The sequence below is a fragment of the Pseudomonas reactans genome, from assembly GCF_013387025.1.
Classification (GTDB): domain Bacteria; phylum Pseudomonadota; class Gammaproteobacteria; order Pseudomonadales; family Pseudomonadaceae; genus Aquipseudomonas; species Aquipseudomonas reactans.
Genome location: NZ_JACAQP010000031.1, coordinates 36,411 through 52,036 on the forward strand (window position 1 = coordinate 36,411; position 15,626 = coordinate 52,036).

The window sequence follows — 15,626 nt, forward strand, 5'->3', positions numbered from 1 at the left end:
TATTTGGGTAACAGCGGCTATTGGTTCCGCCATCACCCAAACAACGGATATGTACTCAGGATGGCCGAGACATCACCGCCAAACGCACCGCCAGCACCGTCAGCACCGTCGCCAACCCCCACTTCTGCAACCAGGCACCTTTGGAGCGCCTGGCAAAAAACCGGCTAAGCGCGCCACCAAACACCCCCAGTAGCACATGAAACACCGCTGCAATCAAAGTCAGCACGCCCCCCAGCACCATCAACTGCACCGCAATAGACCCCACTTCTGGTCGCACAAACTGCGGCAAGAACACCAGAAAAAACAACAACGCCTTGGGATTGAGCAAACTGTTGAGCATGGCTTGCAGAAACACCCGCCCCAAGGGCACGCGACTGACATACACCGCGTCGCCTCCAGCATTTTTCTGCAACGTCTTGAACACCAACCACAACAGGTAAACCACCCCGGCATACCGGATCAGGTCAAAGGATGGCGGCCAACTGGCAACCAACGCCGTCACCCCGGTGGCAGTCAAGGCGGTCAGCAACAGATCCGCCACGCCAATGCCCAGAGCCGACGCCATTCCACCGCGCCAGCCGTGGGTCATGCCATGACTGATCACAAAGGCCATGTTCGGCCCCGGTGATAACAGCAACAACAGCACCGCACCGGAAAATACCGCCAGGGTCGCAAGGTCGATCATGCTCAAAGCCATCCACCGGAAAAAGCCTGCAGATTAGTCGGTGTCCTTGGAGCGGACAAAAAATTGTGCTGGATACAATGTTCTGCGGTAACTGCGAATGGCCAGGCTACTACAACACTGTCAGCACTGCCTCGCGAGGCAACTTCTACGGTAAACCGCATCATTTCATAGTTACTGTTCCAGACAACTTCTCTTCAGGCGAAAGCCCCGCAGACAGGGCACTGAGTGCGCCCTGCCACCCCCTGTCTGTCCCCCTTTCCCACCTCGTCTCGAAAAAGGTTTTTCCTTTAAGCAGGAAAAATCTCACATTTGTTCCTACACTCAAAAACACACCTGATAACCGAGTGTTCAGACAAGGAACGTCAAGAAAATGCCAAAAAAAAGACTCATTAACCGGTCTAGCATGCAGCCTCCGCACCAACGTCAAATCATTGACTAAGCACAGTAAGGGAACACTCCTTTAGTCACTACCCCCGCAAAATCCCTTCAAATGGATAGCTGCATTTGGATTGGAAAGTTGCGTATTACCCAGAGTAGCCCGTTTGACCTGCGCTCTAAAGCAACCTGCGGCTTTATTGAGCGAGCAATCAAACAGCGAAGCCTGGAGTGCAATGAGGGATGTTTTTATGCGAGAGAAGTCGTCCGTCGACAGTTTGTTTTTAACGCGCGCCGGTTTTGTTGAGTTCTTTGTAGTTTTCGTCAAGTTGATCCATGGCCTCACGGCCATTTTGCCCCCACTGGTCCTGGTACTCTTCCTGGACCCGATGGACCCTGAGCTGCGCGCCCACTTCTTGGGCCTGCTGGTTTTTTTCGCGGTCCTGACCATCATTCTGTTCCAGGCCCTGGGTATCTATTCCGAAGAATTGTTCAGCAACCGACTGCGCCTGAAAACCAAGATCAAGGCCTGGTCGGCGGCCTTCTGTTTCCTGCTGTTCATGTACCAGATCCTGCAGATGTTCCCGCAATTGACCCCACGCAATCTGGTGACATGGTACGTAGCCAGCCTGGCGCTGTTCTGCGTGGAGCGCCTGGTGATGCTGCGCCTGTACCGTCGGCTGATGCGTGCCGGAAAATATCTGCAACGCACGGTGATCCTGGGCTTTACCGACACCGCCGTGCACGTCGCCGATCACCTGCAGCGCAACGGGGATATCCGTTCGGGGCTGATCGGTTTCATTGACGACCGCACCGAGCGCATTCCCAAGGAGCTGAGCAACCTGCCCCTGCTGGGTAATACCCGCGACCTGGAAAAACTGATCCGCGCCGAGCAAGTCAATCAAGTGATGATCTGCCTGCCCTGGGCCGCCGAGCAGCGCATCCACGGTTTGGTCAACCGCCTGCGGCAGCTGTCGGTGAATGTGATGCTGGTGCCGGACATGGCCGCCCTGCGCTACGGCCACAGCAAGATCACCGATGTGGGCGGCATCCTGATGTTCAACACCTCGCAATTGCCGTTGCGCGGCTGGTCGCCGGTGATCAAGCGCTGTGAGGATTTGCTGCTGGCCAGCCTCGCGCTGGTCTGCCTGTCGCCGGTGATGCTGGCTACCGCGATAGCCATCAAGCTCGACTCCAAGGGCCCGGTGCTGTTTCGCCAGAACCGCTACGGCTACAACGACAATGAAATCCGCGTGTTCAAGTTCCGCTCGATGTACACCGACCAGAGCGACTTCACCGCCGAACGCCAAACCACCCGCGAAGACCCGCGCATCACCCGTGTGGGCCGCATTATCCGCAAGACCAGCATCGACGAGCTGCCGCAACTGTTCAATGTGCTGCTGGGCAACATGTCCATGGTCGGCCCGCGCCCGCATGCCACGGCAACCAAAGCGGCGGGCGTTCCCTTCGAAGTGGCGGTGAGCGAATACAGCTCACGGCACCGGGTGAAGCCGGGCATCACCGGCTGGGCGCAGATCAACGGTTACCGGGGGGAGACCGACACCCTGTTCAAGATCCAGAAACGGGTCGAGTACGACCTGGAGTACATCTCCAAGTGGTCGGTGTGGTTTGACTTGTACATCGTCTTCATGACGGTCCCGGCCGTCCTTTCCACCAAGGAAGTCTATTGATGAACACACTCAACGGATTAATTCCCTGCATTATTTCCGGTGGTTCGGGCACGCGGCTGTGGCCGGTGTCTCGGCAGAACATGCCCAAGCCGTTCATGCGCATGCGCGACGGCCAGAGTCTGCTGCAGAAAACCTTCCAGCGCGCCGCCAAATTGCCCGGCGTGGAAAGCGTGTTGACGGTGACCAACCGCGACCTGCTGTTCCGTACCCTGGATGATTATCGCCTGGTCAACAAGGCCCACCTGCCCCTCGACCTGCTGCTGGAGCCGTTCGGCCGCAACACGGCGGCGGCGATCGCCGTGGCAGCGTTGCATGTGCAGGAACACTTCGGCGGTGATGCGCAGTTGCTGGTGATGCCCGCCGACCATTTGATCCTCGATGAAGTGGCGTTCGCCGCAGCGGTGACCCAGGCCCGCGACCTGGCCGAGGCCGGCTACCTGGTGACCTTCGGCATCCAGCCGGATCACCCGGAAACCGGCTTCGGCTACATCGAACAAGGCGAGCCATTAAGCACAGGCAATCGGGTCAAACGCTTCGTCGAAAAGCCCGACCTGGCCACCGCCCAAGGCTACCTCGACGGCGGCAAGCACCTGTGGAACGCCGGCATGTTCTGCTTCAAGGCCAGCACCCTGGTGGACGAACTCGCCACCCACGCGCCTGACGTTCTGGACGCTGCGCGCGCCGCCCTCGACCACAGCCAGAGCCTGCAAAACAAGACCTCGCGCCAGCGCGAACTGGACTCGGATGCCTTTGGCAGCGCGCCGGATGTTTCCATCGACGTGGCACTGATGGAGAAGTCCAAGCAAGTCGCCGTGGTGCCCTGCGACATCGGTTGGAGCGACATTGGCTCCTGGGAAGCCCTGCGCCAGCTCACCCCGAGCGACGCCCATGGCAACCAGGTCAATGGCGAGGCGATTCTGCATGACGTGCACAACTGCTACATCGACTCGCCCAAGCGCGTCCTCGGTGCCGTGGGCGTGCGCGACCTGATCATCGTCGACACCCCGGACGCCCTGCTGATCGCCGACGCCCACCGCAGCCAGGATGTGCGTTACATCGTTGCCGAACTCAAGCGCCAGAATCATCCGGCGTACAGCCTGCACCGCACGGTCACCCGGCCGTGGGGCACCTACACCGTGCTGGAGGAAAGCAGCCGATTCAAGATCAAGCGCATCGTGGTCAAGCCCCAGGCATCGCTGTCGCTGCAGATGCATCATCACCGTAGCGAGCACTGGGTGGTGGTCAGCGGCGCCGCGCAAATCACCAACGGCGAGCGTGAATTCCTGATCAACGCCAACGAGTCCACCTACATTCCTGCCGGGCACAAACACCGCCTGACCAACCCCGGCATCATCGACCTGGTGATGATCGAGGTGCAGAGCGGCGAGTACCTGGGCGAGGACGACATCGTGCGCTTCGACGACATCTACGGGCGCGCCCCGGCAGAAGTGAAAAAATGATATGCGCACGTCAATGATCATCCCGACCCGTAACGCCTCCAGCCACCTGGCGCGCCTGCTGCCGGCGCTGGGCATGCAAACCCTGCAACCTGATGAAATGCTGGTAGTGGACAGTGCCTCAAGTGATGACACCGTGGCGCGCTTTCGCGAATTCGGCGCACGGGTCGAGGTGATCGACGCGCGCGATTTCAACCACGGCGGCACGCGGCGCTGGGCCAGCGAACAAGTGGCCGGCGATGCGCTGATCGTGATGACCCAGGATGCGATCCCCGCCACTCCCGAAACCTTCGCTAACCTGCTCGCCGAATTGCAGCAGGACCCGCTCAACGGCGTGGCTTACGGCCGCCAGTTGCCGCATCCGGATGCGGGTGTGCTGGGTGCGCAATCGCGGCACTTCAACTACCCCGAGCAGAGCCGTAGCAAGAGCCTGGCCGATGCGCCGGAGCTGGGCATCAAGACCTGCTTCAGTTCCGACTCGTTTTCCGTGTACCGACGCAGCGTGTTGCACGCGGTGGGCGGTTTTCCAGCGGATGTGATCGGCAGCGAAGACGCCTATGTCGCGGCGCGCATGCTGCTCGAAGGCTACAAAGTGCGCTACGCCGCCTCGGCGCTGGTGCATCACTCCCACGATTACAAGCTCTTGGATGAGTTTCACCGCTACTTCGATATCGGCGTGTTTTACGGTCGCGAACCCTGGATCAGACAGGCCTTTGGCGACGCGGGTGGCGAAGGCAAGCGCTATGTGCTGGCCGAACTCGCGGCCTTGCGCAAAGCCGGGGCCTTGCACCGCGCCCCCGAAGTGCTGGTGCGCAGTGCGTTCAAACTGCTCGGCTACCGGCTGGGCCATCTGGAGCGTCGCCTCCCCCTCGCCCTCAAGCGGCGCATCAGCATGTTTCCCGGTTATTGGAGGTGAGCATCATGACCCACAGGAAGTCCCCCTTGATGAAACGAACCCTACTCCTCGTGGCCATGATGGCCCTGGCCGCCTGCAATACGCCGGCACGCATCGTCCCGCCCGACGGCAAGACCGTCGAGGAAGGCAAACGCGCCCTCGACCAGCTCGCCCAACTGCCACCGGCGGTGGAGCGCATCCGCATCGGCGACCAACTGCGCATCGTGCGCGATGCCGGCGAGATGCCGACCCTGTCGGCGTTCAACGTCAGCACCATTTATGAACTGACGCTGTACACGGTGCAGACCGACGGCAAAATCAACTACCCGTTCCTGGGGCCGGTGCAGGTCGCCGGTCGCCCGCCTTCGGAGCTGGCCAAGGAGTTGACCAGCAAGCTCGCGCCCATCTACCGCGAACCGCGCGTGACGGTGAACATCAACCAGGCGCCGGGCAGCTCGATCATCGTCGGCGGCGCGGTGAACAACCCGACGGCGGTGCAGCTCGGCACGGCCAACACCCTGGAACAAGCCATCATCGGTGCCGGAGGCGTCAGCCCGGCAGGCAACGCGAGCATGGTCGCCCTGCTGCGCGAAGACGCCCAGGGCGCGTATCGCGCGTACTTCCTGGACTTCAGCCAGTTACTCAAGACCGGCCCCAACGGCCGCAAACCCGTGCACCTGCAACGCGGCGATGTGGTGTTCGTGCCCAAATCCAACGTGGGCGAGCGCATCCAAGGGGTGGATACCTACATGAACCAACTGATCCCGTTCACCAAGTCCATTGGGGTGGGCTACAACTACACCCGAACCAGCGGCGGCAATAACTAAAGGAGCGACATCCCATGATCGAGATCCGTTCTTTTCGTGATCTTCTGCGCTTGTTCTTCATCTTCCGGCACGAGTTCAAACTGGCGGCGATTGCCGCGCTGGTGATCATCCTGCTGGGGGCGTTCCTGCTGCCGGCCAAGTACGAATCCACCGCGCGGCTGTTGGTGAAACCAGGGCGTGATTCGACCTTGCCCATCGAGATCAGCAACCGCCAGGCGCTGGTGATGCCCAGCACCCAGCGTGACCCGATTGTCGACGAGGAGCGCCTGCTCACCGGCCGGCCTATCGTGCGCGCGGTGGCCGAGCATTACCTGGAAGTGATCGAAAACGCGCCGCCGCCCGAGGGCTTCTGGAAGCGCACCAAGTACTACGTCAAGAGCGGCGTGGGGGCAGTGTTCGACGGCGTGCGCGTGGTCATGGAAACCGTCGGCATCGTCGAAAAAACCACGGCGGTCGAACGCCTGGCCGCCGGCCTGGAGAAGAATTTCGAGGTGAGCCACGCCGCCGGTTCCACGGTGATGGACATCACGTTCAAGTGGAGCGACCCGGAAATCGCCCAGGCGGTGGTCAAGGATTGGGTCGAGACCTACATCAACGAGCGCACCGAGGCCCTGGGCCGCAAGAGCCTGTATGCCTTCTATGAAGGCCAGGTGGCCAACAGCGCGACCGAGATCAAGAGCTACAAGGAGCAGATCCTCACGCACCTGAACCAGATCGGCGCGGCGAGCATCACCGACCGCCTGGAAGACTTGTCCGAGCGCATCAACGTGCTGCGCGGCGAGACCTTCAATACCACGCGGCTGATCGCGTCCTCCGACAGTGCCATTGCGAGCACGCGCACCCAGCTCAAGGGCCAGCCCAAGGAAGTCACCACGGTGCGCCAGATCGCACTGAACCCGCAGCAGCAGGATTTGCGTCGCCTGCTCAACCAGAAGCTGCTGGAAAAGGCCGACATGATGCGTACCTACACCGACAATGCGCCGCCGGTCAAAGCCCTGGACGCATCGATTCGGGCCATGCAGGTACAGGTCAACAGCGAGAGCAACACGGTGCAAGCCTCGGAAAACCGTGCGCCAAACACCCTGGAAATCCACTTGCAGCGCGTGTTGCTGGATGAAACCAGCAATAACCTGGCGCTGCGCACCCAACTGGTTCAACAGCAGAAACAACTGGTGAACCTGGAAGCCCAACGCAAGGAGGCCCTGGAGATTGAACCGGAGCTGGCCCGCCTCTCCCGCGAGCTGAACACCACCGAGCGCAACTACGCGCTGTACGTGGATAACCTGGAAAAATCGCGCATCGACCGTGAGCTGGATAACAGCCAGATCAGCAACATCGCGGTGATCGAAGAAGCCACCCTGAACCCGGGCCGCATCTTCCCGAAAACCCTGGTGATGCTGGTGTTGGCGATCCCGTTTGCCATCGTGGTCGGCCTGCTGGTGATCTACCTGTGCTACCTGCTCGATCAGCGGATTCACGACGGCGGCTTGGTGGAACGCAAGTTCGGCCTGCCCCTGTGGACCACCCTGCCGGAGCTGGACACCTCCACCGCGCAAAGTACCAACGCATTCAATGCAAGCATCTACCGCTTGTACAGCCTGCTGCAGCCCGACCGCATTGCCGAGCAAGGCCTGACCCTGGGCCTGACCTCGGCGCGCCATGGCGAAGGGGTGACCTTTGTGGTCGAACAACTGCGCCAGTTGCTGCATGAGAACGGCATCAACGTGCGAGTCGGTGGGCTGGAAGCCGCCGCACCGGGTGAAGTGGTGCTGCTCGACGCCTCGGCCCTGCTGGACAACCGCGAGGCGTTCATCAACCTGCGCCGCGCCGACCTGATCGGCCTGGTGGTGGAAGCGCGCAAAAGTACCGTGCCGGTGGTGGAACATGCGCTGTCGATCCTCAACACCGCGTTTGGCAAGGTGGACGGCATCATCATCAACCGTCGCAAGTTCGAAGTGCCAGGCAAAGTGCTGCACACCATCGGCAAGTACCGGGGAGCGTTCTGATGCGTATCGCCCTGCTCGCGCCCTTGCCACCGGAAAAGAACGGGATCGCCGACTATGCGAACCATTTCCGCACGGCACTGGAAAAACTCGGCGTGACGGTACTGACACCGTTGGCCGGGGTGGCGGGCAATTCCGAGGCGATCAAGCAGGCCATCGCGGCGTTCGACTGGCAGTCGGTGGACCTGGTGCATGCCGAGCTGGGCGGCGGACGGCTCGGGGAATTCCTGGCCTTGCGTGAACTGCGCAAGGCTTACCCGCAGTTGCCGTTGACCGCCACCGTGCATGACCCGGAGCGCATCGTGTGGCGGCGTGAACACCTGCCCTTCCCCTTGAACCTGATGGAACGTTTGCCGAGCCCATTGCCCCAGGCGGCAGTGGTACTGGCCGACCCGCTGACCCTGCGCGAAGAACGCCAGGTCGCCAAAGGGCTGACCCGGCTGGTGACCCTCACCCGCCTGGGCGCCGGCTGCTTGACCGAGCGCATGCAACTGCCGGCCGGCAAAGTCGCGGTGATCAACCACGCCAACCTGGCGGTTGCACCGGCGCCTCTCCCGTCGCTGGACACCCTGCGGCTGCTGTATTTCGGCTTTATCTACCGTGGCAAAGGCATCGAGGACCTGGTGCAAGCCTTGGCGGATGTCTTCAAGCAAGCCCCCGAATTGCGCGACCGCGTGCGCTTGACCCTGGCCGGCGGCACCGCCGCCGAAATGGCGTTTGGCGCGGGCGGCAACTACCTGGAACAGCTGAACGCGCAGATCGCGGCATTGGGCCTGACCGACGCCATCGACTGGCGCCTGAACCTGCCGGCCGATGAGATCGCCCAGACCATCCAGGCCCACCATGTGATGGTGCTGCCCTATCGCGAATCGAAAAAACTCGGCTTGCTGGGGCGCCAGCGCGGCACCAGTGGTGCGTTGTCCTGGGCCGCCGCCTGCGGGCGCGGCGCGATCACCTCCGACGCCCGCGCATTCGCCGAGGAAGTCGCCAGCGGCAACGGCGCGATCTATCCCGAAGGCGACGTGGCCGCGTTGGGCGAACAACTGCTGCGCCTGGCGCGCACGCCACTGCTGGCGCGGGATTGGGCTGAGCGCGCCGGGGAAATCGGTCGCGAACGCCTATGGCCGTTGACCGCGCAGAAATTCAAACAGCTCTTCGAGCAGGCCATCAGCGGAGCCCCTTATGGCGCGTAAACGCACCTATCTCGCCACCTTTGCGTTGGTGGCCGCACTGGGCTTGACCGCATTCTTGTGGGGACGCCAAGCGGACGCCGAAAGCCATGTGCTCAAGGGCAGCAAGGAGGTGGTGTGGAAGGATTTCCTGGGGGTGAATGCGCAGTTCCTGTGGTTCAGCCCCGAGCGTTACCAGAAGCAGATCGACCGCCTCAAGGCGCTGGGCCTGGAGTGGGTGCGCCTGGATTTGCACTGGGATCAACTGGAAACCGCGCAGAACCAATACAAGCTCGCCACCCTCGATGAACTGGTGGGCAAGCTGCAACAGAACCAGATCAAGTCGGTGTTTTACCTGGTGGGTTCGGCACGCTTTATCACCAGCGCGCCACCGCTGTCGCTATACCCGGACCAGTACCCGCCAAAAGACCCCAACGTGTTCGCCAACCGCATGGCGCTGCTCTCCCAGCGCTACCCCAGCGTCGAGGCCTGGCAAGTCTGGAACGAACCGAACCTGATCGGCTTCTGGCGCCCGGTGGCGGACCCGGCCGGCTACGCGAACCTGTTGACCGTCACCACCAACGCCTTGCGCGCCGTGAACCCGACCAAACCGGTAGTCGCCGCCGGCATGGCGTTCTTCAGTGAAATGCCCAACGGCCAGACCATGTTCGACGCCTTGGGCGCGCTGGGCGTGGTCAGTCTGAACACGATCATCTCCTACCACCCCTACACCCAATTGCCCGAAGGCAACGACCCGGCCAACCTGGATTTCATCGCCAAGACCACCCAGCTCAACCAGGCCCTGCGCAACGGCGGCGTGCAAACCTTGTGGAGCACCGAGTGGGGCTGGTCGACCTACAAGGGGCCCAAAGACGCCCAGGACATCATCACGCCACAAGCACAGGCCGACTACGTGGTGCGCCGCCTGGCGCTGATGAGCGCGATGGATTACGACAAGATTTTCCTGTTCACCCTGAGCGACCTCGACCAGCGCGCCAGCGTGCGTGACCGCTCCTATGGCTTGCTGGACATCGACACCAACCCCAAGCCGGTCTACACCGCGCTGAAGAACTTCCTCGATGTCAGCGGGCCGAAGCTCACGCCGGGCGATCCACCGGCTTCCGACGCGTTGCCCGACGGCCTGTTCAGCATCGGCTGGACCCGCGCCGACGGGCGCAAGCTGTGGTTCTTCTGGTCGGCCCAGGGCGGCAACGCGCATTTGCCGGGCTTGGCCAGCGCCACCCTATACGACCCGCTGCGCGGCACGCAAACCCCGGTGAGCGGCGTCAACGGCCTGACCGTTCCGGTCAAGTCGAACCTGCAAATTCTGTTATGGGAGTGAGGCCTGCCATGCGCATTTTATGGATCCTGCCCTACTCGCCCTGGCCCGCCACCAGCGGTGGCAAGACGCGCCAGTTCCACCTGCTGCGCAGCCTGGCCGCGCGAGGGCATCGGATCACCTTGCTGCTGCATGACAAACACCCGGTGTCGCTCACCGACCGTCAGGTGCTGGAGGCGTTTCTCGAACAACTGATCATCCTGCCGCGTCGCCCTCTGCGCAGCGTGAAGACCCTGATCGCCGGATTGTTCGCGCCCTACCCGCTGCTGGCCAGCGTGAATGGTTTGTCGGGGGCGTTGCAGGACACTTTCAACCAACTGCTCAACGAACACTGGGATGTGGTGCAGATCGAGCACACGTACACCTTTCAACCTTATGAAGATGCGCTGACGCGTAAATCCCAGCCGTTCGTGCTGACCGAACACAATGTCGAATCCGCGCTCGGCGCGGCCACGTATGACCGCCTGCCAGGCTGGTCGCTGCCGTTCATTCGCTACGATCAATGGCGCTATACCCGCTGGGAACGGCGTGTGATGCGCCAGGCCACGCAGGTGGTGGCGGTGACCGACAGCGACGCCCAGACGCTGGAAAAAATCGCCGGCAAACCGGTGTCGGTGGTGGTCAATGGCGTGGATTGCGATCACTTCGCAGCGGCACGTCCCGACCCGTCGACCCGCCGCGTGCTGTTCCTCGGCAACTACGAGTACGCGCCCAACGTGGATGCCATCGAGTGGGCCCTGGATGAAATCCTGCCCAAGGTCTGGGAACGCTGCCCGGACGCGCGCATGAGCGTGTGTGGCTTCGGCATGCCTGGCAGCTGGCGCGAACGCTGGCCAGACCCGCGCATCGAGTGGCAGGGCTTCGTGCCCAACCTGCTGAAACTGCAGTCGAGTTGTTCGGTGTTTCTGGCACCGTTGCGCCATGGCGGTGGCTCCAAGCTCAAGGTGCTGGAAGCCTTGGCCGCCGGCTTGCCGTTGGCGAGTACCGAGCAAGGCGTATCGGGGTTGGACCTGGTGGAAGGCCTGGACTACCTCGGCGGGCAGACCGCCGCAAGCCTGGCCGACGCCGTGGTGCGCCTGCTGCAATTTCCCGATGCCGCCGCGCCCATGGGCGAAGCTGGCCGTGCCTATGTGCGACGCGCCCATGACTGGAGCGTCGCCGCCAGCCAGTTGGAAAAGGTGTACGCCAGCCTTTCGCCCCTGAATCAAAAGGAGCCCGCATGCGTGTAGGCCTGGATTACCGCACCGTCGGCACCTCGCCGCAATCGGGCATCAGCCGCCAGGTGTACGCGCTGGAAAGCGCCCTGCACGGTCTGCCAGGCATCGAGCTTGAGCGGTTCACCGTGGCGCCCCTGGGCGATGAAACCCGCCTGCAGGCCCATTGCCCGACCTGGGGCTGCGCCAAGACCGCGATGCACCAGCCGCAGAATCGCCTGCGGTTCGAGGCTGGTTTTCTGCCGCGCGCATTACGTGAGCAGCAGATCGACCTGTACATCAGCACCTTCAACATGGGCCTGCCATTGCCGCCCAAGCCGAAGGGTCTGCGCACGGTGGTGCTGTTGCATGACCTGTTTCAAATCACGCTGAACAACTACCACGCCAACCGTCTGAAGGCGCTGATCTACAAGACCAGCGATCGCCTGTCGATTGCCTACGCGGTACACAGCGCTGACCGGGTGTGGACGCCGTCGCAATACAGTGCCGATGAAACCGCGCGGTTGTTTCCCAAGGCGGCCGGCAAGATTCGCGTACTGCCCAATCAGGTCGATGGCTTTTCCGAGCTGGCGGCGGACCTCAGCGCTCGCCAATTGCCCGAACGTTTTTGGTTGCTGGTGGGCACGCGTGAATTGCGCAAGAACGTGCCGTTCCTGGTAGACGCCTGGCAGCAGGCGCGACAGCAATCCCCTGCCGTGCCGGAGTTGGTGCTGGTGGGCAGTCTTGAGCATTTGCCCGAGGCGCAGCGCACTCTGCCGGGGATTCGTGCGCTCAGTGGTGTGTCGGATGCCGAGTTGCACGCGCTGTACCGCCAGGCCTCGCGCCTGTGGCAACCGTCCTATGCCGAAGGTTTCGGCCTGCCGGTGATCGAAGCCTTGAGCGTCGGCACCCCGGTAGCGGTGGCCAGCGGCACCTCGCTGGATGAAATCACGCCGCCGTCGGCGCCGCGTTTTTCGCCCACCGACGGCCCGGCGTTGACGCATTTGATGCTCAGCCTCAACGAGCGCGACGAAGAAGAATCACCCGAGCAAAACCGGGAATGGGCGCAGCGTTTCAACCAACACGCCTACCGCCGACGCCTGGCCGAATTGATCGAGGAACTGAAGTGAGAATGACCCTGCCCAGCCTCGTCGCCATCCTCTTCGGCCTGTTGTTTGGCGCCGTAGCCCTGCTGTTGTCACCGGCCAAGGCGTTCCTCGCCGTGATCGGCCTGGCCGGGGCGGTGACCATCCTGCGCTTTCCATTCTGGGGCCTGTTGCTGTTCGCGCTGGTCGCTACGTTCATGCCGTATTCCACGGTCAACCTGGGGATTCGCAGTACTGTCAGCGAAGCCATCCTGGCGATGACCTGGGGCGCCGTGCTGTGGAACAGCTTCCTGGTACGCCTGCCGGATACGCCGAGCCTCACCCGGCGCCCGACCGACCAGATGCTGTTGTGGCTGATGCTGTTCAGCGTGTTTCCCTTCATTGTCGGCCAGGTCACCATCCACGCCGACAGCAGCGGCGTGGCCAACTGGCTGCGTTGGTTGCTGAACTTGTCGGGGGTGTTCCTCTGCGCCAAGTTACTGGTGGACCACAAGCACCGCGAGTCCCTGGTGATCGCCCTGCTGCTGGGCAGCCTGGCCATGCTGGTGCTGTCGATTGCGGTGTTCGTGCGCACGCGCTCCGGGGCCGGCATTGCGCCGGTGCTGGCACTGTTCAACTACGGCAACTTCGACATGCTCAAATTCGGCCTGGAGGCCATGGCTTCGCGCATGGGCTCGCCGTGGATGCACCCGAATGCCATCGGCGGGATCATGGCGCTGTTGCTGCCGCTGGCCTTCTGCTTCGGCATGACCGAGCAAGGCTGGAAACGTGCTCTGGGCCTGGGCGTGGCGTGCCTGGGCGCGGCGGCCTTGTTGTTGGCGAGTAGCCGTGGCGCGATGGTCAGCCTGGCGTTGGTGCTGCTATGGATGGCCACGCGCCGGGTGCCCTACACCGGGCGTCTGCTGATGATCGGCGCGGCGCTGACCGTCGTGCTGGTGATGGCGTATCCGCCATTGCAGGAACGCTTGGCGACGATCTTCTCTTCGAGCAATGCCAGTACCGAAGTGCGTTTCGACGAATACCGCATGTTCCCGCAAGCGGTGGCGTCGTACCCGTTCGGCATCGGCTTCAAGGTCGACCCACCGGTGCCTGACACCCACTTGCTGGGCATCTCCAACCTGTGGCTGAACTACATCTACAAAACCGGCATCGTCGGCATGCTGTTCTTTATCGCGGTGACCGTGCGCTGGTGGCGTGAAGCGCGCCCGGAAAACGGTCCGATCCGCCTGACCAAGGACAATGCTCTGTGGTTGGGCACCACGGCGGGGATTCTCTCGGCACTGGTCAGCGGCCTGTTCGACCACTACTTCAGCTTTGCGGTGGTGATGGTCGCGCTGTTCTGGCTGATGGTCGGCATCAACGTGCTGGAGGCACGCCGGCTGTTTCCGGCACGCCTGCCGCAGGTGAAACCGGTGGTCTTTCGCAAACCCGTGCTTGATGGCGCCAAGCCCTGATGCTGGGCTCCGCCGTCTGGCTGACGCTGGCGACACTGCTGGGCCTGTGTCTGGGTTTTGCCCGCGAATGGCTGCTGGTGGCGGCCTGGGGCGCGGGCGAGCGCAGTGATGCATTCCTGATCGCGCTGTTTTTGCCGGAAGCGCTGCGCATGTCACTGGCCGGCGGCGTGCTGAGTGCCGCAGCGCTGCCGCTGTACCTGGCGCGCAAGGACGACGAACGTCTGGGCTGGCTGGCCGTGTTGTTCCCGGCGCTGCTGCTGATCGCGCTGGTCACCAGCCTGTTGCTGACGCTGCTGGCGCCGTGGCTGGTGCAACTGCTCGGACCGGGCTTGGCGGCGAGCGCCACGGCGCTCGCCAGCAGCAACTTGCAGATCGTCGCCTGGTGCGTGCCGGGGTTGATGCTGCACGCGCTGTTCAGCATCCCGTTGCAGGCCAGCGAACGTTTTGTGCTGGCCGGCCTGGGTTCGTTGTTGTTCAACCTGCCGCCGGTAACCTACCTCGCCCTCGCTGGCACCGCCACCCAACCGCACTCGCTGGCCCTGGCCTGCCTGGCCGGCAGCCTGTTGATGCCGCTGGCGCTGCTGCCATCGATGTGGCGCCAGGGCTGGCGGCCGTGGCGCTGGCAATGGTCGCTGGCGCCGCTGCGGGAATTGGGCCAGCGCATCGGTCCATTGTTACTGAGCAACGGCGCCAGCCAGGGCCTGGCCCTGATCGAACGGCTAGTGGCATCGCTGCTGGGTGAAGGCGCGGTGACCTGGGTCAACCTGGCACGCAAGCTGATGAACCTGCCGCTGATTGCGCTGATGAGCCTCAACCAAGTGCTGCTGGGCATGATGAGCCGCCGCCAGGGCGATGAACGCCTGGCCCTGCTTAAACGTGGCCTGGAAACCGCCAGCGTATTGACCCTGCCCGCCGGTGTCGGCCTGGTGGCGGCTGCCCCGAGCCTGGTGGCGTTGCTGCTGCCCAAGCAATCGCTGGACTCGCCATTGCCGCTGCTGCTGGCCTGGTTTGCCGTGCCGTTGGTATTCGGCGCCTGGAACGCTTTGCTCGCGCGGTATGCCTACGCGGCCGGGGACACGCGCCAGCCACTGCGCTGCGAATTGCTCGGCAGCCTGGTCAACGTAGTGCTGCTCGGCGTGCTGCCGTTTGTGTTCGGCCTGGCGGGGATTCCGTTGGCGGCACTGGCCGGGGTTATCTGCACCGCGCTGCTGCTGATGCAACGCCAGGCCTTGCTCGGCGCCCTGCCCTGGGCACGGAGCTGGCTGCTCAGTGCCGTGCTGATGGGCGTCGCGGCGTTGGCGCTGTTTCGGATTGAAGGCGTGTGGCTGCAACTGGGGCTGAGCACCCTGGCCGGCGCCGTGGTGTTACTGGGCATGGGGCTGTGGCTGAAGCCGTGGCGCAAGGCATGAGGCTTTCTGTAGGAGCGGGCTTG

General features: G+C 62.8%; 12 protein-coding genes. 11 read left to right on the forward strand and 1 reads right to left on the reverse strand.

Annotated elements, in window-relative coordinates; translation table 11 throughout:
* Nucleotides 1-55: 55 nt before the first annotated feature.
* Complete coding sequence (locus HX793_RS24425) at nucleotides 56-685, reverse strand: LysE family translocator (protein WP_177096903.1); 630 nt, start codon at nucleotides 683-685, stop codon at nucleotides 56-58.
* A gap of 626 nt (nucleotides 686-1,311) precedes the next feature.
* Here HX793_RS24425 and HX793_RS24430 point away from each other — a divergent pair.
* From HX793_RS24430 to murJ, 11 genes are read left to right on the forward strand one after another with little or no spacing between them, the layout of a single operon-like run.
* Complete coding sequence (locus tag HX793_RS24430) at nucleotides 1,312-2,751, forward strand: undecaprenyl-phosphate glucose phosphotransferase (RefSeq protein ID WP_016974834.1); 1,440 nt, start codon at nucleotides 1,312-1,314, stop codon at nucleotides 2,749-2,751.
* Nucleotides 2,751-4,211 (forward strand): mannose-1-phosphate guanylyltransferase/mannose-6-phosphate isomerase, encoded by a 1,461-nt coding sequence (locus tag HX793_RS24435; protein ID WP_016974833.1) that lies wholly within the window; start codon nucleotides 2,751-2,753, stop codon nucleotides 4,209-4,211. The genes HX793_RS24430 and HX793_RS24435 overlap by 1 nt, the downstream gene beginning before the upstream one ends.
* 1 nt (nucleotide 4,212) lies before the next feature.
* Nucleotides 4,213-5,124 (forward strand): glycosyltransferase family 2 protein, encoded by a 912-nt coding sequence (locus tag HX793_RS24440; RefSeq protein WP_177062382.1) that lies wholly within the window; start codon nucleotides 4,213-4,215, stop codon nucleotides 5,122-5,124.
* 29 nt (nucleotides 5,125-5,153) lie between these two features.
* Complete coding sequence (locus tag HX793_RS24445) at nucleotides 5,154-5,930, forward strand: polysaccharide biosynthesis/export family protein (RefSeq protein ID WP_016974831.1); 777 nt, start codon at nucleotides 5,154-5,156, stop codon at nucleotides 5,928-5,930.
* 14 nt (nucleotides 5,931-5,944) lie between these two features.
* Nucleotides 5,945-7,936 carry a GumC family protein gene (locus HX793_RS24450; RefSeq protein WP_016974830.1) on the forward strand — a complete coding sequence of 664 codons (1,992 nt, stop codon included), beginning with the start codon at nucleotides 5,945-5,947 and terminating at the stop codon, nucleotides 7,934-7,936.
* Complete coding sequence (locus HX793_RS24455; RefSeq protein WP_177053829.1) at nucleotides 7,936-9,126, forward strand: glycosyltransferase; 1,191 nt, start codon at nucleotides 7,936-7,938, stop codon at nucleotides 9,124-9,126. Before HX793_RS24450 ends, HX793_RS24455 begins: the two co-directional genes overlap by 1 nt.
* The gene (locus HX793_RS24460) at nucleotides 9,116-10,444 is read left to right on the forward strand and encodes a GH39 family glycosyl hydrolase (RefSeq protein WP_177053830.1); all 1,329 of its coding nucleotides are present in this window, start codon (nucleotides 9,116-9,118) and stop codon (nucleotides 10,442-10,444) included. Before HX793_RS24455 ends, HX793_RS24460 begins: the two co-directional genes overlap by 11 nt.
* Before the next feature lie 8 nt (nucleotides 10,445-10,452).
* Entirely contained in the window at nucleotides 10,453-11,670 is a 1,218-nt protein-coding gene (locus tag HX793_RS24465; protein WP_177053831.1) for a glycosyltransferase family 4 protein, read from the forward strand.
* Nucleotides 11,661-12,764 (forward strand): glycosyltransferase family 4 protein, encoded by a 1,104-nt coding sequence (locus HX793_RS24470; protein WP_177053832.1) that lies wholly within the window; start codon nucleotides 11,661-11,663, stop codon nucleotides 12,762-12,764. Before HX793_RS24465 ends, HX793_RS24470 begins: the two co-directional genes overlap by 10 nt.
* A gap of 2 nt (nucleotides 12,765-12,766) precedes the next feature.
* A complete protein-coding gene (locus HX793_RS24475; protein ID WP_016974826.1) occupies nucleotides 12,767-14,194 on the forward strand; it encodes an O-antigen ligase family protein in 1,428 nt (475 codons plus the stop codon).
* Entirely contained in the window at nucleotides 14,194-15,603 is a 1,410-nt protein-coding gene (murJ, locus tag HX793_RS24480; protein ID WP_177053833.1) for a murein biosynthesis integral membrane protein MurJ, read from the forward strand. Before HX793_RS24475 ends, murJ begins: the two co-directional genes overlap by 1 nt.
* Nucleotides 15,604-15,626 lie beyond the last annotated feature (23 nt).